The 20412-nt window shown below is 60.6% G+C and carries 17 protein-coding genes and 1 tRNA gene; 10 read left to right on the top strand and 8 right to left on the bottom strand.

Annotation, left to right across the window (positions count from 1 at the left end; genetic code table 11):
- The first annotated feature begins 7 nt into the window (after positions 1-7).
- The 6 genes from EDF75_RS22220 (at position 8) to EDF75_RS22195 (ending at position 5588) form a co-directional block, all read left to right on the top strand.
- Positions 8-328: an urease subunit beta gene (locus EDF75_RS22220; protein ID WP_133600898.1), complete on the top strand. Its 321-nt coding sequence runs from the start codon at positions 8-10 to the stop codon at positions 326-328.
- A complete protein-coding gene (ureC, locus tag EDF75_RS22215; RefSeq protein ID WP_133600897.1) occupies positions 321-2024 on the top strand; it encodes an urease subunit alpha in 1704 nt (567 codons plus the stop codon). The genes EDF75_RS22220 and ureC overlap by 8 nt, the downstream gene beginning before the upstream one ends.
- Before the next feature lie 9 nt (positions 2025-2033).
- Complete coding sequence (ureE, locus tag EDF75_RS22210) at positions 2034-2528, top strand: urease accessory protein UreE (protein WP_133600896.1); 495 nt, start codon at positions 2034-2036, stop codon at positions 2526-2528.
- Positions 2529-3203, top strand: coding sequence for an urease accessory protein UreF (locus EDF75_RS22205; RefSeq protein ID WP_133600895.1), 675 nt, complete (start codon positions 2529-2531; stop codon positions 3201-3203). It abuts the gene before it with no gap.
- Between the two features lie 8 nt (positions 3204-3211).
- Positions 3212-3829 (top strand): urease accessory protein UreG, encoded by a 618-nt coding sequence (gene ureG / locus EDF75_RS22200; RefSeq protein WP_041147299.1) that lies wholly within the window; start codon positions 3212-3214, stop codon positions 3827-3829.
- Positions 3830-3980: 151 nt separating this feature from the next.
- Positions 3981-5588 (top strand): purine-cytosine permease family protein, encoded by a 1608-nt coding sequence (locus EDF75_RS22195; RefSeq protein WP_133600894.1) that lies wholly within the window; start codon positions 3981-3983, stop codon positions 5586-5588.
- Positions 5589-5630: 42 nt separating this feature from the next.
- Here the strand turns inward: EDF75_RS22195 and tsaD are convergent, their stop codons facing one another.
- Positions 5631-6644 carry a tRNA (adenosine(37)-N6)-threonylcarbamoyltransferase complex transferase subunit TsaD gene (gene tsaD / locus EDF75_RS22190; protein WP_133600893.1) on the bottom strand — a complete coding sequence of 338 codons (1014 nt, stop codon included), beginning with the start codon at positions 6642-6644 and terminating at the stop codon, positions 5631-5633.
- A 349-nt stretch (positions 6645-6993) separates the two neighbouring features.
- Here tsaD and rpsU point away from each other — a divergent pair, with 349 nt between their 5' ends.
- From rpsU to rpoD, 3 genes are all read left to right on the top strand, one after another.
- The gene (gene rpsU, locus EDF75_RS22185; protein ID WP_001144069.1) at positions 6994-7209 is read left to right on the top strand and encodes a 30S ribosomal protein S21; all 216 of its coding nucleotides are present in this window, start codon (positions 6994-6996) and stop codon (positions 7207-7209) included.
- A 228-nt stretch (positions 7210-7437) separates the two neighbouring features.
- Positions 7438-9183 carry a DNA primase gene (gene dnaG / locus EDF75_RS22180; RefSeq protein ID WP_041147302.1) on the top strand — a complete coding sequence of 582 codons (1746 nt, stop codon included), beginning with the start codon at positions 7438-7440 and terminating at the stop codon, positions 9181-9183.
- Between the two features lie 150 nt (positions 9184-9333).
- Complete coding sequence (gene rpoD, locus EDF75_RS22175; RefSeq protein ID WP_133600892.1) at positions 9334-11181, top strand: RNA polymerase sigma factor RpoD; 1848 nt, start codon at positions 9334-9336, stop codon at positions 11179-11181.
- 74 nt (positions 11182-11255) lie between these two features.
- On the opposite strand, the gene mug is transcribed toward rpoD, so the two are convergent.
- Entirely contained in the window at positions 11256-11762 is a 507-nt protein-coding gene (gene mug, locus EDF75_RS22170) for a G/U mismatch-specific DNA glycosylase (protein WP_041147304.1), read from the bottom strand.
- A 124-nt stretch (positions 11763-11886) separates the two neighbouring features.
- Here mug and EDF75_RS22165 point away from each other — a divergent pair.
- Positions 11887-11962 (top strand) — tRNA-Ile (locus tag EDF75_RS22165).
- 89 nt (positions 11963-12051) lie between these two features.
- Here EDF75_RS22165 and EDF75_RS22160 read toward each other — a convergent pair.
- The 6 genes from EDF75_RS22160 to EDF75_RS22135 form a co-directional block, all read right to left on the bottom strand.
- Positions 12052-13380, bottom strand: coding sequence for an HlyD family type I secretion periplasmic adaptor subunit (locus EDF75_RS22160; protein ID WP_133600983.1), 1329 nt, complete (start codon positions 13378-13380; stop codon positions 12052-12054).
- Entirely contained in the window at positions 13380-15179 is a 1800-nt protein-coding gene (locus EDF75_RS22155; protein WP_133600891.1) for a type I secretion system permease/ATPase, read from the bottom strand. Before EDF75_RS22155 ends, EDF75_RS22160 begins: the two co-directional genes overlap by 1 nt.
- A 50-nt stretch (positions 15180-15229) precedes the next feature.
- Positions 15230-15793 (bottom strand): heme acquisition protein HasA, encoded by a 564-nt coding sequence (locus EDF75_RS22150; protein WP_045856780.1) that lies wholly within the window; start codon positions 15791-15793, stop codon positions 15230-15232.
- A 78-nt stretch (positions 15794-15871) separates the two neighbouring features.
- A complete protein-coding gene (locus EDF75_RS22145; RefSeq protein WP_133600890.1) occupies positions 15872-18541 on the bottom strand; it encodes a TonB-dependent receptor in 2670 nt (889 codons plus the stop codon).
- 135 nt (positions 18542-18676) lie between these two features.
- Positions 18677-19651, bottom strand: a complete 975-nt coding sequence (locus EDF75_RS22140) for a FecR family protein (RefSeq protein ID WP_133600889.1) — start codon at positions 19649-19651, stop codon at positions 18677-18679.
- Positions 19652-19724: 73 nt separating this feature from the next.
- Positions 19725-20222 carry an RNA polymerase sigma factor gene (locus tag EDF75_RS22135; protein ID WP_045856774.1) on the bottom strand — a complete coding sequence of 166 codons (498 nt, stop codon included), beginning with the start codon at positions 20220-20222 and terminating at the stop codon, positions 19725-19727.
- Positions 20223-20412: the final 190 nt, after the last annotated feature.

Below are 20412 nucleotides of genomic sequence, written 5' to 3'. Positions count from 1 at the left end.
TTTCGCGATGATCCCAGGTGAGTACCAAGTGAAGCCCGGCCAGATAGCCCTTAACGTTGGCCGCATGACCCGCAGCATAATCGTTGAAAACCACGGTGACCGGCCGATCCAGGTGGGATCGCACTATCACTTCGCCGAAGTGAATCCGGCGCTGAAGTTCGACCGCGAGCAGGCGACGGGCTATCGCCTGAATATCGCCGCCGGTACCGCGGTCCGTTTTGAACCCGGGCAAAAGCGAGAAGTGGAGCTGGTTGCTCTTGCCGGCTCCCGCGCGGTGTACGGCTTTCGCGGCGCGGTGATGGGAAAACTGGAGGCAAACGATGAGTGAAATTTCACGCCAGGCCTATGCCGATATGTTTGGCCCCACCACCGGCGATAAGGTCCGCCTTGCGGACACCGAGCTGTGGATCGAGGTCGAAGACGATCTCACCACCTACGGCGAAGAGGTGAAGTTCGGCGGCGGAAAGGTGATTCGCGACGGCATGGGCCAGGGACAAATGCTCTCAGCGGAGTGCGTCGATCTGGTGCTGACCAACGCGCTGATCGTCGATCACTGGGGGATCGTGAAGGCGGATATCGGCGTCAAAGAGGGGCGCATCTTCGCCGTTGGCAAAGCGGGCAACCCGGATATCCAGCCTGACGTCACCATCCCTATCGGCGCGGCGACGGAAATCATTGCCGCCGAAGGTAAGATAGTCACCGCCGGCGGCGTCGATACGCACATCCACTGGATCTGCCCGCAGCAGGCGGAAGAGGCGCTGGTCTCCGGCGTCACCACCATGGTCGGCGGTGGCACCGGACCGGCGGCGGGCACCCACGCCACCACCTGCACCCCCGGGCCGTGGTATATCTCGCGGATGCTGCAGGCCGCGGATAGCCTGCCGGTCAACATCGGCCTGCTGGGTAAAGGCAACGGCTCCAACCCGGACGCGCTGCGCGAGCAGGTGGCGGCAGGGGTGATTGGCCTAAAAATCCACGAGGACTGGGGCGCGACGCCCGCGGCTATCAACTGCGCGCTGACCGTCGCCGATGAGATGGACGTTCAGGTCGCGCTGCATAGCGATACCCTCAACGAGTCCGGCTTTGTCGAAGATACCCTGGCGGCGATTGGCGGTCGTACCATCCACACTTTCCATACAGAAGGCGCCGGCGGCGGCCACGCGCCGGATATTATTACCGCCTGCGCGCACCCCAATATTCTGCCCTCTTCGACTAACCCGACGCTGCCCTACACCGTCAATACCATCGATGAGCATCTCGATATGCTGATGGTTTGCCATCACCTCGACCCGGACATCGCGGAGGACGTGGCGTTTGCCGAATCGCGCATTCGCCGGGAAACCATCGCCGCCGAGGACGTCCTGCACGATATCGGCGCCTTCTCGCTGACCTCTTCCGATTCGCAGGCCATGGGCCGCGTCGGCGAGGTAGTGCTGCGCACCTGGCAGGTCGCCCACCGCATGAAGGTTCAGCGCGGCCCGCTGGCGGAAGAGCGCGGCGACAACGATAACTTTCGCGTTAAGCGCTATATCGCTAAATACACCATTAACCCGGCGCTGACCCACGGTATCGCCCACGAGGTCGGCTCGATTGAGGCCGGCAAGATGGCGGACCTGGTGCTGTGGTCCCCGGCGTTCTTCGGCGTGAAGCCGGCGTGCGTGGTGAAGGGCGGGATGATTGCCATCGCGCCTATGGGCGATATTAACGCTTCGATTCCCACCCCGCAGCCGGTGCACTATCGGCCGATGTTCGGGGCGCTGGGCAGCGCCCGCCATCGCTGTCGGCTGACCTTCCTGTCGCAGGCGGCGGTAGAGAGCGGCGTGGCGCAGCGCCTCAATCTGCACAGCGCCACGGCCACGGTGAAGGGCTGCCGAACGCTGCAGAAGGCCGACATGATCCATAACGGCCTGCAGCCCAATATTACCGTCGATGCGCAAACCTACGAGGTGCGCATTGACGGGGAGTTAATCACCAGCGAACCGGCAGAAGTGCTGCCGATGGCGCAACGTTACTTTCTGTTTTAAGGAGTCCGGATGCTGTATCTGACCCAACGCGTGGAGACGCCGGCGCAGGCAACGGCCAGCGTCACGCTGCCGATTGATGTGCGGGTAAAAAGCCGAATCAAAGTCACCCTTAACGACGGGCGCGAAGCGGGCCTGCTGCTGCCGCGCGGCCTGCTGCTACGGGGCGGTGACGTCCTGAGTAATGAAGAGGGCAGCGAGTTTGTCGCGGTCATTGCCGCCGATGAGGGCGTCTCCGTCGTGCGCTGCGAAGACCCGTTTACGCTGGCGAAAGCCTGCTATCACCTCGGTAACCGCCACGTTCCGCTGCAGATTATGCCCGGCGAGCTGCGCTACCACCACGACCACGTGCTGGACGATATGCTGCGCCAGTTCGGCCTGCAGGTGAGCTTCGCCCACCTGCCGTTCGAACCGGAAGCCGGCGCCTACGCCAGCGAGAGCCACGGGCACGCCCACGGCCATCATCACGATAGCGGCCACGACCACCATCACGGGCACGGTCACTAAATGCCGTCGCCGGAAAAACGCCTGCGGCTGATGCAGCTGGCCAGCAGCAACCTGCCGGTCGGCGGCTATAGCTGGTCGCAGGGGCTGGAGTGGGCGGTAGAAGCGGGCTGGGTGGCCGATACTCCGGCCTTCGAGCGCTGGCAGCTGCAGCAGATGGAGCAGAGCTTTTTTACCGTCGACCTGCCGCTGTTCGCCCGCCTCTATCGCGCCTGCGAAGATAACAACCTGGCCGAGGCTCAGCGCTGGGCGGCGTACCTTCTCGCCTGCAGGGAAACCCGCGAGCTGCGCGAAGAGGAGCGTAATCGCGGGGCGGCGTTCACCCGACTGCTTGCCGACTGGCAGCCGGAGTGTCCCAAAGAGTGGCGGATGCTGTGCCAGCAAAGCCAGCTTGCCGGGATGGCCTGGCTTGGCGTGCGCTGGCAAATTAGCCTCCCCGACCTGGCGCTGAGCCTCGGCTACAGCTGGATTGAGGGCGCGGTGATGGCCGGCGTTAAGCTGGTGCCCTTTGGGCAACAGGCGGCGCAGCAGCTGATCATCCGCCTGTGCGATCGCTATGCGGCGGATATGGCCAGCGCGCTTGCCGCCCCGGACGAGGCGATCGGCTCCTCCACGCCGCTGACCGCCATCGCCTCCGCCCGACATGAAACGCAGTATTCCCGATTATTCCGTTCTTAGGAGAAAGCATGAACAACTACAAACATCCGCTGCGCGTGGGCGTCGGCGGCCCGGTCGGTTCCGGGAAAACCGCGCTGCTGGAAGCGCTGTGTAAAGCCATGCGCAATACCTATCAGCTGGCCGTCGTCACCAACGATATCTACACCAAAGAAGATCAGCGCATCCTCACCGAAGCCGGCGCGCTTGAGCCGGAACGGATCGTCGGCGTCGAAACCGGCGGCTGTCCGCATACCGCCATCCGCGAAGACGCGTCCATGAACCTGGCGGCGGTGGAAGCACTGAGCGAAAAATTCGGTAACCTCGAACTTATCTTCGTCGAAAGCGGCGGCGATAACCTCAGCGCGACCTTTAGCCCCGAGCTGGCCGATCTGACCATCTACGTTATCGACGTGGCGGAAGGGGAGAAAATCCCGCGTAAAGGCGGCCCGGGGATCACCAAATCGGACTTCCTGGTGATCAACAAAACCGACCTTGCACCGTATGTGGGCGCCTCGCTGGAAGTGATGGAGCGCGACACCATGCGGATGCGCGGCGAGCGTCCGTGGGCCTTTACTAACCTGAAAAGCGGCGACGGCCTGCAGAGCATCATTGACTTCCTCGAAGACAAAGGCATGCTGCGCCGCTAGGCCGTGCACCATCCGGACGCGCCCGCGCCCGGATGGTGCATTCGACGCCCTCTTTTTATCCTCCCCTCCCTCACGGCCCCTGCGGCGCCTGCTCTACGAAGTGGCATAAGGTTTGCTAATTACAGTCATACCTGACCATTAAGGAATGACTATGTCGTCACTGGATATAAAAACTGAGCTACCTGCGCAAACCGGCACAGCCGGCTCCCGTGAAACATTAGAAGATTACACCCTGCGCTACGCTCCGCTGAGCTTTCGTCGCTGGGGGCCAGGCGTCGTCGCCGTCACCGCGCTGGGCGGCATTGCCTATCTGGCCGACTTTTCTATCGGCGCCAGCATCGGCATGGCGTGGGGCACCACCAACGCCATTTACTCAATTCTGCTGGCCGCGCTGGTGATTTTCCTGACCGGCATTCCGCTGGCGATCACCGCCGCCCGCTATAACATCGACCTCGATTTAATCACCCGCAGCGCCGGGTTCGGCTATTTTGGTTCGGTCATTACCAGCATCATTTTTGCCGGATTTACCTTTATCTTCTTCGCCCTTGAGGGCTCGATTATGGCGCAGGGGCTGCTGGTTGGCCTCGGGATCCCGCTGTGGATGGGCTACCTCATCGCCACCCTGATGGTGCTGCCGCTGGTCGTTTACGGCATGAAGGCTCTGACCCGTCTGCAGGTCTGGACCACGCCGCTGTGGCTGGTGCTGATGGTCGTGCCGGTGGCCTGGCTTATCGCCAAAGACCCGGAGCTGGTGGATGGCTTTATGAACTTTGCCGGCAAGAACGACGCCTCGCGCGTGGATTTAACCGCCATTATGCTGGGCGCCGGGGTCTGCCTGTCGCTGATCATGCAGATCGGCGAGCAGATTGACTATCTGCGCTTTATGCCGCCGAAAACGGCGGAGAATAGCAAAAGCTGGTGGCTGGCGGTCTTTTCCGCCGGTCCGGGCTGGGTGGTGCTGGGGGCGATCAAGCAGATTATTGGCGCCTTCCTCGGCTTCTACCTGCTGACCCGCTTCCCGGCGGTACATAACACCGAGCCGGTTCAGCAGTTCGTCAGCGTCTTTGATAACATGGTGCCCGGCTGGCTGGCGCTGACCCTGGCCGTGGTGCTGGTGGTTATCTCGCAGATTAAAATTAACGTTACCAACGCCTACTCCGGCTCGCTGGCCTGGACCAGCGCCTGGACGCGCACCACCCGCAGCTATCCGGGGCGGATCGTCTTTGTTGTCGTCAACCTCGCCATTGCGCTGGCGCTGATGGAGGGCGATATGTTCAGCGCCCTGTCGTGGATCCTCGGCTTTTACTCCAACTTCGCCATTGCCTGGGTTGTGGTGGTCGCCACCGATATTACCGTCAATAAAGGCCTGCTGAAGCTGGCGCCGGCCCAGCCGGAGTATCGTCGGGGGATGATCCATAACGTTAACCCGGTGGGGGTGGTTTCCTTTGCTCTCGCCGCCGGGCTCTCTATCTGCGCGTTCTTCGGCCTGCTCGGCGCCACCCTGGCCCCGTTCTCGCCGCTGATTGCGCTGGTTATAGCGCTGGTGATGACGCCGCTGATGGGTATCCTGACCCGCGGGCGCTACTACATCAAACGGTACGATGACGGCATTGCCGAACCGCGCTACGACGCGCAGGGGAACGCCTCCACCACCGTGTATCGCTGCGTGACCTGCCGGGAAGAGTACGAGCGTCCGGACGTGATGCACTCGGCAAAACATCAGGGGGCGATTTGCTCGCTGTGTAAGAGTATGGAATAGCGCAAAAAGTCAGGCCGACGCGAGGTCGGCCGGTGAGCAGGATCAGGCCGCCGGCAGCTCGGCGAGCGGCCAACGCGGACGCACGGTGACGCCGAGGTCGGGCTTCGCGCCGGTCCGCAGGCGCACCATTCCGGCATAGGCGATCATCGCGCCGTTATCGGTACAGAACTCGGGGCGAGCGTAGAACACTTCCCCGCCGCGCTTTTGCATCATCTCGGCCAGCTTCGCGCGCAGCGTGCGGTTGGCGCTCACGCCGCCCGCCATCACCAGGCGCTTAAAGCCGGTCTGCTCCAGTGCCCGACGGCACTTAATCATCAGCGTATCCACCACCGCATCTTCAAACGCCCGCGCAATATCCGCCCGGGTCTGCTCGTCATTTTCATTATTGCGGATGGTGTTGGCGGCAAAGGTCTTCAGGCCGGAGAAGCTAAAATCCAGCCCCGGGCGATCGGTCATCGGCCGCGGGAAGACAAAACGGCCTTCGCTCCCCTGGGCGGCCATTTTAGAGAGCATCGGGCCGCCGGGATAATCGAGCCCCAGCAGCTTCGCGGTCTTATCGAACGCTTCCCCTGCCGCATCGTCTATCGATTCACCCAGCAGCTCATACTGGCCAATGCCGGTCACGCTAATCAGCTGGGTATGACCACCGGAAACCAGAAGCGCTACAAAAGGATAGTCCGGCGGATTATCTTCCAGCATCGGCGCCAGCAGATGCCCTTCCATATGGTGTACCGGGATCGCCGGGACGTTCCAGGCGAACGCCAGCGAACGGCCCACCGTGGCGCCAACCAGCAGCGCGCCGACCAGCCCCGGTCCGGCGGTGTAGGCAACCGCATCGATATCTTTCGCCGTCAGCCCGGCCTCTTTCAGCGCCGCCTGGATCAGCGGCACCGTTTTACGCACGTGATCGCGCGAAGCCAGCTCAGGCACCACGCCGCCGTAGTCAGCGTGAAGTTTCACCTGACTATACAATTGGTTGGCCAGCAGGCCTTGCTTATCGTCGTAAATGGCGATGCCGGTTTCATCGCAGGATGTTTCAATACCCAGTACACGCATGTCTTGTTTTACCTCGCTCTAATACCGCGCAGTTTAGGACCAATGCGGGTTGATGTATACCCTAAGAATTGCAGGCAGCAGCGCGACGAGGGCAGGGGCCCGCAAGGGATACGCGGCCAGGGCCGGCGGTAAAAGCCTGGCGCGGGACGCTCGCCGAGGCGGCGGACATAAAACTTTGTTCGCCCCGGCAAGAACCCTCGTGTATACTCCTCACCCTTATAAAAGTCCTTTCAAAAAGGGCGCAGGTGCTTTACAAAGCAGCAGTAGTTGCAGTAAAATTCCGCACCATTTTGAAATAAGCTGGCGCTGATGCCAGCAGCAAACCGAATTAATCAAAGGTGAGAGGCACATGCCGGTAATTAAAGTACGTGAAAACGAGCCGTTCGACGTAGCTCTGCGTCGCTTCAAGCGTTCCTGTGAAAAAGCAGGTGTTCTGGCGGAAGTTCGTCGTCGTGAGTTCTATGAAAAACCGACTACCGAACGTAAGCGCGCTAAAGCTTCTGCAGTGAAACGTCACGCGAAGAAACTGGCTCGCGAAAACGCACGCCGCACTCGTCTGTACTAATCTGTTGAGGGCTACAGCCCTCAATTCAGGCTGAGTTGTAAGTTGTAAGGCCGTGCTTCCGGAAGGAATGCGCGGCTTATTTTCGTTTATGCATTAGCATATACACTCACCCCTTCAGGATGCACCAAAGCAGCATAAGAGCGAATCCCGGGAGCTGACTGACGTCGGCGGCAGGGGCGCATCGGCGCTGAAGCAGCTTGTTGGATAAGGTGTATAATTACGGGGCCTATGGCTGGACGAATCCCACGCGTATTTATCAATGACCTGCTGGCGCGAACCGACATCGTCGATCTTATCGACGCGCGGGTAAAGCTCAAAAAGCAGGGCAAGAACTACCACGCGTGCTGTCCATTTCATAACGAAAAAACCCCCTCTTTTACCGTCAACGGTGAAAAACAGTTTTACCACTGCTTCGGCTGCGGTGCGCACGGCAACGCCGTCGACTTCCTGATGAACTACGACAAGCTCGAGTTCGTGGAGACGGTCGAAGAGCTGGCCGCCATGCACAACCTTGAAGTGCCGTACGAAGCGGGCAACGGACCCAGTCAGATTGAGCGCCATCAACGGCAAAGCCTCTATCAGCTGATGGATGGTCTGAATGCGTTTTATCAGCAGTCTTTGCAGCAACCCGCCGCCGACCCCGCGCGCCAGTATCTGGATAAGCGTGGTTTAAGCAGCGAGGTCATTGCGCGCTTTGCGATTGGCTACGCGCCACCCGGTTGGGACAACGTTTTAAAACGTTTTGGCGGCAATCAAGAAAACCGCCAGTCGCTTATCGACGCCGGCATGCTGGTGACTAACGATAAGGGACGCAGTTACGACCGCTTCCGCGAACGGGTGATGTTCCCGATCCGCGATAAGCGAGGCCGGGTAATTGGTTTTGGTGGTCGCGTGCTGGGTGATGCCCTGCCGAAGTACCTTAACTCCCCGGAAACCGATATTTTCCATAAAGGTCGTCAGCTGTACGGCCTGTATGAAGCGCAGCAGAACAACGCCGAACCGCCGCGCCTGTTAGTTGTCGAAGGCTATATGGACGTCGTAGCGCTGGCGCAGTACGACATTAACTATGCCGTCGCGTCCCTTGGCACCTCGACGACAGCCGACCATATTCAGCTGCTGTTCCGGGCGACCAATCAGGTCATCTGCTGTTACGACGGCGACCGGGCGGGCCGCGAGGCAGCATGGCGAGCGCTGGAGACGGCGCTGCCGTATATGACCGACGGCCGCCAGCTGCGCTTTATGTTTCTACCCGACGGCGAAGACCCGGATACGCTGGTGCGTAAAGAGGGTAAGGCCGCGTTTGAAGCGCGGATGGAGCAGGCTCAGCCGCTCTCCACGTTTTTATTTAACAGCCTGCTGCCGCAGGTTGATTTGAGCACCCCGGACGGGCGCGCGCAGCTCAGCACGCTGGCGCTGCCGCTGATCACGCAGGTTCCGGGTGAGACGCTGCGCATCTATCTGCGCCAGGAGTTGGGTAACAAGCTGGGGATTTTAGATGACGCCCAGCTTGAACGTTTAATGCCAAAGCTGACAGAAAATGGCGCACCGCGCCCTGCTCCACAGCTAAAACGCACGACCATGCGTATACTGATAGGACTGCTGGTGCAAAATCCGGATCTGGCACCGCTGGTACCGCCTTTAGCGGGCCTGGATCAGCGTAGAATGCCGGGACTGGGCTTATTCAGCGAACTGGTTAACACCTGTCTGTCTCAGCCAGGTCTGACCACCGGACAACTTTTAGAGCAGTATCGCGGCACAAATGAGGCCGCCACCCTTGAAAAACTGTCGATGTGGGACGATATAGCAGATAAAGATATCGCGGAAAAAACCTTCACCGACTCGCTCAACCATATGTTTGATTCACTGCTTGAACTGCGACAGGAAGAGTTGATAGCTCGCGATCGCACGCACGGCTTAAGCAGTGAGGAACGCCGGGAGCTCTGGACTATCAGCCAGGAGCTGGCAAAAAAATGAATTGCACGGCTTAAGTGCCGAATATCGTTCGGGAAGCCCCCGACAGCCGCGCTGAGGCGCAGCGGCAATAATATAAGTACGCCCTCGCTTTAAATGCTGGCAGTTTGTCTGCCAACACCAATCAAACGAATTAAGTGTGGATACCGTCTTATGGAGCAAAACCCGCAGTCACAGCTGAAGCTTCTTGTCCAACGTGGTAAGGAGCAAGGCTATCTGACCTATGCCGAGGTCAATGACCATCTGCCGGAAGATATCGTCGACTCCGATCAGATCGAAGACATCATCCAAATGATCAATGATATGGGCATTCAGGTGATGGAAGAAGCACCGGATGCCGACGATCTGCTGCTGGCCGAAAACAGCAACAACACCGACGAAGATGCAGAAGAAGCTGCTGCACAGGTTCTGTCCAGTGTTGAATCAGAGATCGGACGCACGACCGACCCGGTGCGCATGTATATGCGCGAAATGGGTACCGTGGAACTGCTGACCCGCGAAGGCGAAATTGACATCGCTAAGCGCATCGAAGACGGGATCAACCAGGTCCAGTGCTCCGTTGCCGAATATCCGGAAGCCATTACCTACCTGCTGGAACAGTACGATCGCGTTGAAGCTGAAGAAGCGCGTCTGTCTGACCTGATCACCGGATTCGTCGATCCGAACGCCGAAGAAGACATGGCGCCAACCGCCACGCACGTCGGCTCCGAACTGTCTCAGGAAGAGATGGATGACGACGAAGAAGATGAAGAAGAAGAAGAAGACGACGACAGCAGCGATGACGACAACAGCATCGACCCAGAGCTGGCGCGCGAGAAATTCGGTGAGCTGCGTACGCAATACGAACTGACCCGCGATACCATCAAAGCAAAAGGCCGTAGCCACGCCGCAGCACAGGAAGAAATTCTCAAGCTGTCTGAAGTCTTTAAACAGTTCCGCCTGGTACCGAAACAGTTCGATTACCTGGTCGGCAGCATGCGTAGCATGATGGACAGAGTGCGTACTCAGGAACGCATCATCATGAAGCTGTGCGTCGAACAGTGCAAAATGCCGAAGAAAAACTTCATCACGCTGTTCACGGGCAATGAAACCAGCGAAACCTGGTTCAACGCGGCTGTCGCCATGAACAAACCGTGGTCTGAAAAGCTGCACGACGTCAAAGAAGACGTTCAGCGCGGCCTGATGAAGCTGCAGCAGATTGAAGAAGAAACCGGCCTGACCATCGAGCAGGTTAAGGATATCAACCGTCGTATGTCCATCGGTGAAGCGAAAGCCCGCCGTGCGAAGAAAGAGATGGTTGAAGCAAACTTGCGTCTGGTTATTTCTATCGCCAAGAAATACACCAACCGCGGCCTGCAGTTCCTCGATCTGATTCAGGAAGGTAACATCGGCCTGATGAAGGCGGTAGATAAGTTCGAGTACCGTCGCGGCTACAAGTTCTCCACCTATGCAACCTGGTGGATCCGTCAGGCGATCACCCGCTCCATCGCGGATCAGGCGCGCACCATCCGTATTCCGGTGCATATGATTGAGACCATCAACAAGCTCAACCGTATTTCTCGCCAGATGCTGCAGGAAATGGGCCGCGAGCCGACGCCGGAAGAGCTGGCCGAGCGCATGCTGATGCCGGAAGATAAAATTCGTAAGGTGCTGAAAATCGCCAAAGAGCCGATCTCCATGGAAACGCCGATCGGCGACGATGAAGATTCGCATCTGGGTGATTTCATCGAGGATACCACCCTCGAGCTGCCGCTGGATTCCGCCACCACGGAAAGCCTGCGCGCTGCCACCCACGACGTTCTGGCTGGCCTGACCGCTCGTGAAGCGAAGGTCCTGCGTATGCGTTTCGGTATCGACATGAATACCGACCACACGCTGGAAGAAGTGGGTAAACAGTTCGACGTTACCCGCGAACGTATTCGTCAGATCGAAGCGAAAGCGCTGCGCAAGCTGCGCCATCCGAGCCGCTCTGAGGTTCTGCGTAGCTTCCTCGACGATTAATCGTCAGGCAGTAAATGCAAAAAGCTCCCCGCGGGGAGCTTTTTTTTGCCCGGCGTTTACCCCCAGGCGCGAGGCTATAGCCCGCGCGTCGCCAGCGCATCGTCAAGCTCGCGATACGCCTCCACCAGCTTATCGAGCGTCGCCCGATTCAGTCCGCTGGGATTCGGCAGCACCCACAGCTCGGTCGCCCCGATGGTCGCCTGCTGCCTGCCCCACTTCACGCTGCGCGCCTGAAACGCCTTCTCAAAGGCCTGCTTGCCGAGAACCGCCAGCGCCCGCGGCTGATACTCCTCTATTTTCCGCACCAGCTCTCGCCCCCCGCTGCGCAGCTCCTGCAGCGCTACTTCGCTGGCCTGCACCGTCGGACGCTCCACCAGCATGGTGATCCCGCAGCGGGTGTCGAGCAGCTGGAGCTCCTCTTCCGGCTTCAGCAGCCGGTCGGTGAAGCCCGCCTGGTGAATCACCTTCCAGAAGCGGTTTCCCGCGTGCGCGAAGTGAAAGCCGGTATGGGCGGAGGATTTTCCCGGATTGATCCCGCAGAACACCACCCGCAGGTTCGGTGCCAGAATATCGTTAATCATCTTATCCCCTGCTCAATAGCTAAAAGGTAATTATAAAGGATTGAAAATGCGTTGTTTATAAAAACAGCAGCCGCGCGTTTTAGGCTGGATTGCATCTGCCAGTTACTTTATAATCCCTCGCCACGGCCCCTTAGCTCAGTGGTTAGAGCAGGCGACTCATAATCGCTTGGTCGCTGGTTCAAGTCCAGCAGGGGCCACCAGACAAGAAAAGGACTTAACCATGAAAATGGCTAAGTCCTTTTTATTTGCCCGCTCGCCTGCAACCCGTTCGGCCAGCGGCTGGCGCTCGTCAGGATTCGGTCAGCGCCAGATGCAGGCGGTCGGTCAGCGGCTTCAGCAGATAGTTCATCAGCGAACGCTCGCCGGTGCGGATAAACCCTTCAACCGGCATGCCGGGCCGAATCGTTAATCCCTGCAGCTTGTCCATCCCCTCCCGCGTGACCTTAACGCGGAGCGCGTAATAGGGCTTCCCGGTTTGTTCATCGACTAAGCGGTCCGCGCCGACCATCGTGACCTCCCCCGCCACGCGCGGCGTGGTGCTCTGATCGAAGGCCGAAAATAGCAGCTCCACCGGCAGGGCCTGATGCACCTTATCGATCAGCTCGACCGGCACGCGGGCTTCGACCTCCATCGGCGAATCCTCCGGCACGATCTCCATCAGCTGCTGCCCGGCCTGAATAACGCCGCCCTCGGTAAATACCGCCATGCCGACCACCGTTCCCGCCACCGGGGCCCGAATCTGCGTATCCTGCAGATCGGCCTGCGCTTTCTCCAGCTGGTTTTTCAGCGCGGCGATCTGCGCCTGGCCGTCCGCCAGTTGGGTATTGACCTCTTTAGCGTACTCATCCCGACGCTGCTGCGCCTGCAGCCGCAGCTCGATCGCCTGCCGCTGCAGACGTCCGATGCTGCCGTGGGTTTGCGAAATATCCCCTTCCACGCTGGCAAGCTCCCCCTCCATCGACAGCAGCTGATTGCGCGCCACGTAGCCCTTCGCGGCCAGCCCGCGTATGCCGGAGAGCTGCTCGTTGAGCAGGCGCTTTTGCTGCTGCTTGCTGCTCAGTAAAGACTGCATCCCGCTGAGCAGCGCCTGGGTACCGGCCACCCCTTCATCAATGGCCGCCAGCTCGCTGCGCAGGGCCGCGCGGCGGTTAACCAGGAGCTGACGCTGAAGCGCCAGCTGCTCCACCACCTCCGGTTCCTCCCTGACCGCCGCCAGCTCGGGCAGCAGCACGATCTCGCTCTCCCCCGTTCGCTCCGCCGCCCAGCGCGCCATCTGCAGCTGCAGGCTGCGCAGCTGGCTTTGCAGCGCGTCGCGTCGGGTTTGCGTGGTCACGGTATTCATCACCACCAGCACCTGGCCTGCCTGCACCTTCTCGCCGTCGTGGACGCGCAGCTGCGCAATCACCCCGCCGCCGGGATGCTGCACCGCTTTGCGATTTCCCGTCACCACCACGCTGCCGGAAACCGGCACGCCGCGATCGAGCGGCGCGAAGCTGGCCCAGCAGAGAAACCCGCCGAATCCGACGATCACCAGCCATAATCCCCAGCGTAAATAGGCGCGTTCGCTGAACGATCCCTCATACCAGGCCAGCTGCTCGGACTGCGTCAGCGCTCTCATCATTTCCCCTCAGCGCGTACCAGCGGCGACACCGCGGTATAGCCCACGTTAAAACCGCCGTGCCGGCCCGCGCCGATCGGCGTTACCGCGCCGGAGGTCGGCGCGCCGGCCATGCCCGGCAGCTTTTTCAACACCTCGGCGCTCGGGCCCTCGTGCTGCATTCTGCCGCCGGAGAGCACCAGCAGGCGATCGGTAATCGCCAGAATCGCCGGTTTATGCGTCACCAGTACCACGCTTTTTCCTTTCTCTTTCAGAGTCAAAATGGCCTGCTGCAGCGCCGCCTCGCCCTCTTTATCGAGGTTGGCGTTCGGCTCATCCAGCACCACCAGGGCCGGTAGGCCGTAAAGCGCGCGGGCCAGCGCCACCCGCTGGCGCTGGCCGCCAGACAGGCCGCTGCCGCCTTCGCCCAACACCGTGTCATAGCCCTGCGGCAGGCGTAAAATCAGCGCGTGGATGCCGGCCATCTGCGCGGCCAGCACCACGCTATCGGCATCCACCTCGCCAAAACGGGCGATGTTTTCCGCCAGCGTTCCGGCAAACAGCTGGATATCCTGCGGCAGATAGCCGATATGCGGACCCAGCGCCGTTTTATCCCACTGATGGATTTCAGCATCGTCCAGCCGCACGCTGCCGGATAGCGGTTTCTGCACGCCGACCAGCTGCTTCATCAGCTGCGTTTTACCCGAACCGGATGCGCCAATCACCCCCAGAACGGTGCCGGCAGCCAGCGAAAACTGCAGCTGCATCAATATCGGCTGACGGCCTCCCGGCGCCGTAATCGTCAGCTGCTCAACGCGTAAATGTCCCTGCGGCGCGGGCAGCGGTAAACGCTCGGGCTGCGGCGGATTCGCGGCCAGCAGCACCTGCAGCCGCTGCCAGGCTTCGCGGGCCGCCAGCCACTGCTTCCAGCTGCCGATCAGCTGATCGATAGGCCCCAGCACGCGGCCAATCAGGATAGAGCCGGCAATCATCATGCCGGAGGTGATATCGCCGTTGACCGCCAGCAGCGCGCCGCAGCCGAGCATCAGCGACTGCAGGGCCAGGCGCAGCGTGCGCGTCAGGGAGGTGATCAGCGCCATTCTCTCGCTGCCGCGGCTTTGCAAATGTAAAAACTCGGCGTGCCGGCAGCGCCAGCGCTGACGCAGCGTTTGCAGCATCCCCATCGCTTCTATCGCTTCGGCCTGCCGCAGCTGGCCGTTGGCCCGCTGGCTGGCGTGGAGCGCTACCTTTCCCGCCCGCTCCAGCAGCGGCTGGCTTAAGCGCAGATTGAGCCAGGCCAGCGCCAGCAGCAGCGCCGCGCCGAGGGTCGCCAGAACGCCAAGCCACGGATGCAGCAGATAAACCACCAGCAGATAGAGGGGAAACCAGGGGGCGTCAAAAAAGGCGAACAGCGCGCTGCCGGTCGCGAACTGGCGTAAACTGGTGAGATCGTTTAACGCCTGGCCTGCCAGGACGTTGCCGGTTTTTAGGTTGGTGCCAAACGCGGCGTCAAAAACCCGCGCGTTGAGACGCATATCCAGCTGCGCGCCGAGGCGGATGACCAGCCCGCTGCGCACCCATTCCATCAGGCCAAGAAACAGCAGCAGCCCGACGATCATTAAGGTCAGCATCGTCAGCGTCATAAGGTTGCCGGACGGCAGTACGCGATCGTAGACCTGCAGCATATACAGCGCCGGCGAGAGCATCAGAATATTGATCGCCGCGGTAAACAGCGCCACGCACCAGAAGCCGCGCCGGCAGGTCGCGAGCGCCGCCAGGATCTCCTGCCGTCCCGCCTGAGGCACCTGAGTTTCGCTCATTCTTTCTCCTGCCTGAACCGTTTCCCCGCCGCAGCGGGGAAACGGAAGGGTTAAGCCGCCAGCAGGTCCGTATGGTCTGCGGTTGCCGATGTGCCCACGACCGCCGCGATCTGATCGAAGGTCGAGTCGATGCTCAGGTTGTACTGGTCAAGGATGCCGTTCAGCGCCGTTTCCAGCGCGCTGGTATCGCCGGACATCAGGCCATACACCACCTCATGCACGATGCCGTCATGACCTTCGGACTGCGCGCTGCTCAGGCCGAGCCCGCTGAAGCTAACGTCCAGCGCCTGGATGTTGTACGGCGAAGAGCTGCCGCCCTGCAGGCCATCGCCGAACGACAGGCCGTCAAGGGAGCCGTACAGCGTGTGCGCCGGGTCGGCAAACAGGGTATAGGTTAGGTTTCCTTCCGCCACGAATGAGGTGATGTTGTTCGCGGTGCTGGTGATAGCGTACTGGCTTCCGGACAGCGAACCGCCGTAGAAGCCGCCGGAGTTGCTATCGTCCACGTTACCGTTGGTATGGTTAACGTCACCAAACGTGGCTGACCATTCAGCCAGATAATCATGAATGCTATAGCTGCCTACAGAGCTGTCGTAATCCACTGAAAATGCCATATTGGTCTCCTGATATTACAGATATCGCGGCCTTTTTACGTGCAGAGCACGCCCGAACTGCGCCGCGTCATACGGGGGTTAAAAGCGGTATTCGATGCCACCCTGCACGGTGCGTCCGCGGCCTAAGGTGTTGCCCAGGGTTTCGCCGTAGCTGACCACGTAGGCGCGGTTGGAGACGTTCTCCACGGAGCCGCGCAGCGTCAGGTTGTCGGTCACGCGATAGCTGGCGTAAAGGTCAAACAGGGTGTAGCGCGGCCAGTCGGCCAGATAGGGGTAGTTGGTCGGCACGCTGTGATCCTGATAGCCCGGCGCAAAGCGCACCGTGACGCCGGCGTCGAGCTTGCGGTCAAAGGCGCGACCGCCGAGGGTAAACGAGCCGCGATCGCCGGGGAGAAACGCGGCGGAGCTAAACTGGCTGCCGCCGTCGCAGGTCACGAAGTTGTTCGCCTCATCATTATCTTCCCAGTACCAGTTATTGGCGCTGCCGGCGCCCTGCTGCTTCCCGCCCAGCCACGCTTTCCGCGAGCAAAATTCGTTTTTGCCGATCATGTGCGTGTAGGTGAAATCGGTATAAACAAAGCCCGCATCGTAGTTCAGCTGATACTCGATCCCGCGGAAACGGGTGGTGTTGAGGTTATTGACGTACGCGGTGTTGCCCAGCCCCGGCTGGGTGATGCCCGGCTTTTCGCGGTTAATCGCCATGCTGATATAGTTCGACACCTTGGTATCGAAGTAGGCCACCTTGACCGCCAGGCGATCCTCCTCCTGCAGCAGACCGCCTTTCAGCAGGTTCACCCCCACTTCCCAGGCGCGGGAGCGTTCCGCCTGCAGGAACGGGTTGGGATACTGCGTGGAGTCGCCGTGGGCGCTGCCGCTGGTCAGGGTTTCGGTAATCGCCGGCGGACGCCAGGAGCGGCCGTAGGTGGTATACAGCTCCAGCCAGTCGACGCCCGGCTTCACCGCCAGCGCCAGCGTCGGCGACACCCGGGACTCTTCGCGATCCACCGCCCATTCGTGGTAAGAGCTGGAGATGAGACAGCCGCTCAGACGACGCGAGGTGCAGGGGTTATCGATGGTGTAGGTCGCTTCGGGATAGTTCATGCCGGTGGTGCCGCGCAGGCGATAGCGGTCATAGCGCAGCCCGCCCTCCACCGTCAGCCAGTCGTCGTACTCGTAGGTCAGCGTCGAGAACAGGCTGAATATCGACCGGTTTCCGCCGGGCGTCACGCCCTCCATATCCTCAGACGTTGAGCGGCTGGTGGCTTTGTCATAGTAAAACTCGGCGCCGTAGTTCGCCTTCAGCCCGTGCGCCGGGGCCAGCGAGAAGTGCGAGGTGTTTTGCAGCTGGGCGCCGTAGGTGCGCAGGCGGGTTTGCGTCCAGTAATCCGCCGTCGTCCCGCTGCCGTAAGTATCGCTGTTCGAGTCGGTATCGACGTAGTAGAGCTTGGCGTGCAGATCGAGCCAGTCGCGATCGTAGGGCGCGAGGCTGTAGTCGAGGGCGACGTTGCGCGCCATCACCACGTCGTAGCCACTCTGCTTCCAGCCCAGCGTCCGGTCATCGCCTTCGCCGACGGCGGTCAGGGTGCTGGCCGTCGGCGAGCTCACCTGGGTTTGCAGATAGCTTAGCTGCAGGCGCTGGTTAGAGGGCAGATTCCAGCCTACCTTCGCCATCCGCGACAGCATCTTGTAGCGACTGTCGGTAATCTGATTGTTTTTTAAGGCGCTGGCATAGCGATCGTAGTTGCCGGTGTCGTTGTTGACGCGGATGTCGCCGATATCGCCTTTATTGCCCGGCCAGTAGTCGCCCAGGTGGCGCTCGCTGGCGGCCAGCAGAATATCTCCCGTTTCATTGCCCCACGCCAGCGCGCCGCTGCCGATAAAGCGGGTACCGTTATCGCCGGTGCTGGCGTGCAGCTTGCCGCCCAGCTCTTTGCCGTCATAGATAAAGTCGCTGGCGTTGAGGGTGTTAAAAGTGGCGATGCCGCCCAGCGTGCCGGCGCTGCCCATGCCGCCGGTGGTGCCTTTTTCGACGGTGACCCCGCTCAGCAGCTCCGGATCGATGTACATGGTGCCGTTACGCTGACCGTGGCCGCTTTTCTGGAAATTCTGCCGCATCCCGTCGATGTTCATGTTGACGCGGCCGTAGTCCTGCATCCCGCGAATATTCACCGACAGGGCCGGATCCTGCTGGCTCACGCTGGAGTAAACGCCGGCGGTCTGTTCGAGGATATCCGCCGCGTGCCGCGCCGGCCGGTCGTCCATCTTCTTGCGGTCGATAACGCTGACGGAGCGGGGCTGTTCATAGACCCAGTCATCCGCAGAATAATTTAAGGTGGCGGTAACGGTTAAGGTATCGTCGCTTACCGGCCCGCCGATGCGCGATTCATCGGCGCGCCGCGCGCGGAGAATAATCTGCCCGCCGGCGGTAAATTCCGGCGCCACGGCGTTGTTGCCAATCAGCTGGCGCAGCGCGGCGGCGATCGGCATCGTGCCGTTCAGCGGCTGCGACTTCATCCCCTGCACCGTACTGTCTTCAAAAAAAATCTGCACGCCGGACTGCTCGCCAAATCGCAGAAGCGCGCTTTGCAGGGATTGAGGGGGAATGGCGAAGGTTTTGTTCTGTTTTACCGCTTCCGTTGCCGCCGCTGCGGCCTGGCTCAGCGCCGGCGCGGTCAGCGCTAACGTCAGCGATATGGCAAAAGCAAGGCGACGGCGGCTTTTGCAAAATTGGGGCTGTAATGGGTGCATGTGTGTACTCGATTATCGTTGATAATGGTAATCAATCTCATTCAACAATAAAGACGAACGACGTACACAAACCCGTAAAAATTTTTTAGAAAAAGTAAAAATATAAAAATGGGCCCACAAAAACGCCCGCACAATCTAGTACAGAAGGGTCATTCCCGGCAGCGTCATCTGCTTCGCCCCCAGCGTCTGGCGCAGGGTTTCAACGGCGCGTTCAGGCTCCTTGAGCGCGAAGGCGCCGCTGACGGTCCGCTTTCTCAGCGCCGGATTGACGACGATAACCCGCTGGCTCTGGTAGCGATTTATCCGCGCCACCGCCTCGCCTACCGGCAGCCCGTCGATAATCAGCCAGCCGCGCCGCCAGGCGAACTGCGCCGGCGAAACCGGCCGCCGCGTCAGGCGATTATCGGCATAGCGCGCGCCCTGCTGCTCATCCAGCACCAGCGATTGCCCTTTATAGCTGACCCGCACGCTGTGCTCATGCACCGCCACGTCCGCCCCGCTGCCGTCAAGATCGACGCTGAACTGCGTCCCTAGCGCCTGCGTGACGCCGCCGTTCGCCTCTACGCGAAAGGGCCGCGTCTCGCGGCTGCTCAGCGGGGCGACGGTAAACCAGGCGTTGCCTGACAGCAGCGTAACGCGCCGCTCCCCGGCGTTGAAATGCAGCTCGATGGCGCTGCGGCTATCGAGATCGACCCGGCTGCCGTCCGGCAGCGTCACCTGGCGAATTTCGCCGGCGGCGGTGTAATAATCGGCCTGCCAGCGCAGCCAGGCGTCGGGAAGCATCAACAGTACCGGCAGGGACGCCAGCACCACGACGGCGGCCGTCGCCCAGGAGCGCCAGCGGGGACGAACGCTCGCCGCCGGCGGGACGGGCAAAGGTACCACCGTGGCAGAGGGCCCATCCGCTTCGCGGGCGGTCGGCGTCGCTCGCGGCAGCGTCCCGAGCATAAGCCACAGCTGCTGCGCCTGAATCAGCGCGTCGGCGTGCTGCGGATCCGCCTCCCGCCACGCGGCCATCGCCCGCTCCTCATCGTCGGTCAGCGACCGCTCGGCCATTTTCACAGCCCATAGCGCGGCCTGCTGACGTATTGCCTCACTCAACTGACTCATTTCACTGCTTCCTGACTATCCGGGTTAATCATTAAGACGTTTGAACCAGGTAAAACCCGTAAAAAAAATGCCATTATTTCTGTATTCCGCACATCAGGGTTGCCAGCGCCTGCGCCAGATGTTTTTCTACGGTGCTGAGCGATACGCCCAGCCGCGTCGCAATCTCCGCCTGCGGCACTCCTTCGAGCCGGCTGAGGCGAAAAATAGCCTGCGTCCGTTCCGGCAGGCTCAGCAGCTGGCCGACAATCCGCTCAACCTGCTGCTGGTCAATCGCGCGCTGTTCAGCGCCCGGATCGTCGCTGGGAAAGTGGGCCATCTCATCATCGCTGAATGCCATGGTTTGCCGCCGCTGCAGCTGACGGTAATGATCGAACAGCAGATTCCTCGCCGTACGGAACAGATAGGATTCGCTGTCCTGAATTTTTCCCTGTGGATAGTGTTCGAAGAGGCGGGCAAAACTCTCCTGCATCAAATCGTCGGCCAGCTGCGCATCGTGCAGCTGGCTTTTCAGATACGCCAACAGCGGCTGGGCATGACGCTCAAACAGCACCTGCAGCTCAATATTGGACATTAACTTTTCCCTGAAGAGCCTGCATCAAAGCCACTATAAATCACATAAATGATTCTCATTTTCAATAAGCTTTTTAGCCGCCGCTGCGCCGGAAGCGTTCAAAGGGAGGCTGGCGCCGGCCGCCTGCGCCTGGACAGGCTGGTGCGAGAGGCCGCCATCATGGCCTGTTGTTCAGCGCTGCTGCGGGTCT

Origin of the sequence: Klebsiella sp. BIGb0149 (assembly GCF_004362605.1) — a bacterium.
GTDB lineage: Bacteria > Pseudomonadota > Gammaproteobacteria > Enterobacterales > Enterobacteriaceae > Klebsiella > Klebsiella terrigena.
This window is presented reverse-complemented; position numbering and strand designations above follow the sequence as displayed.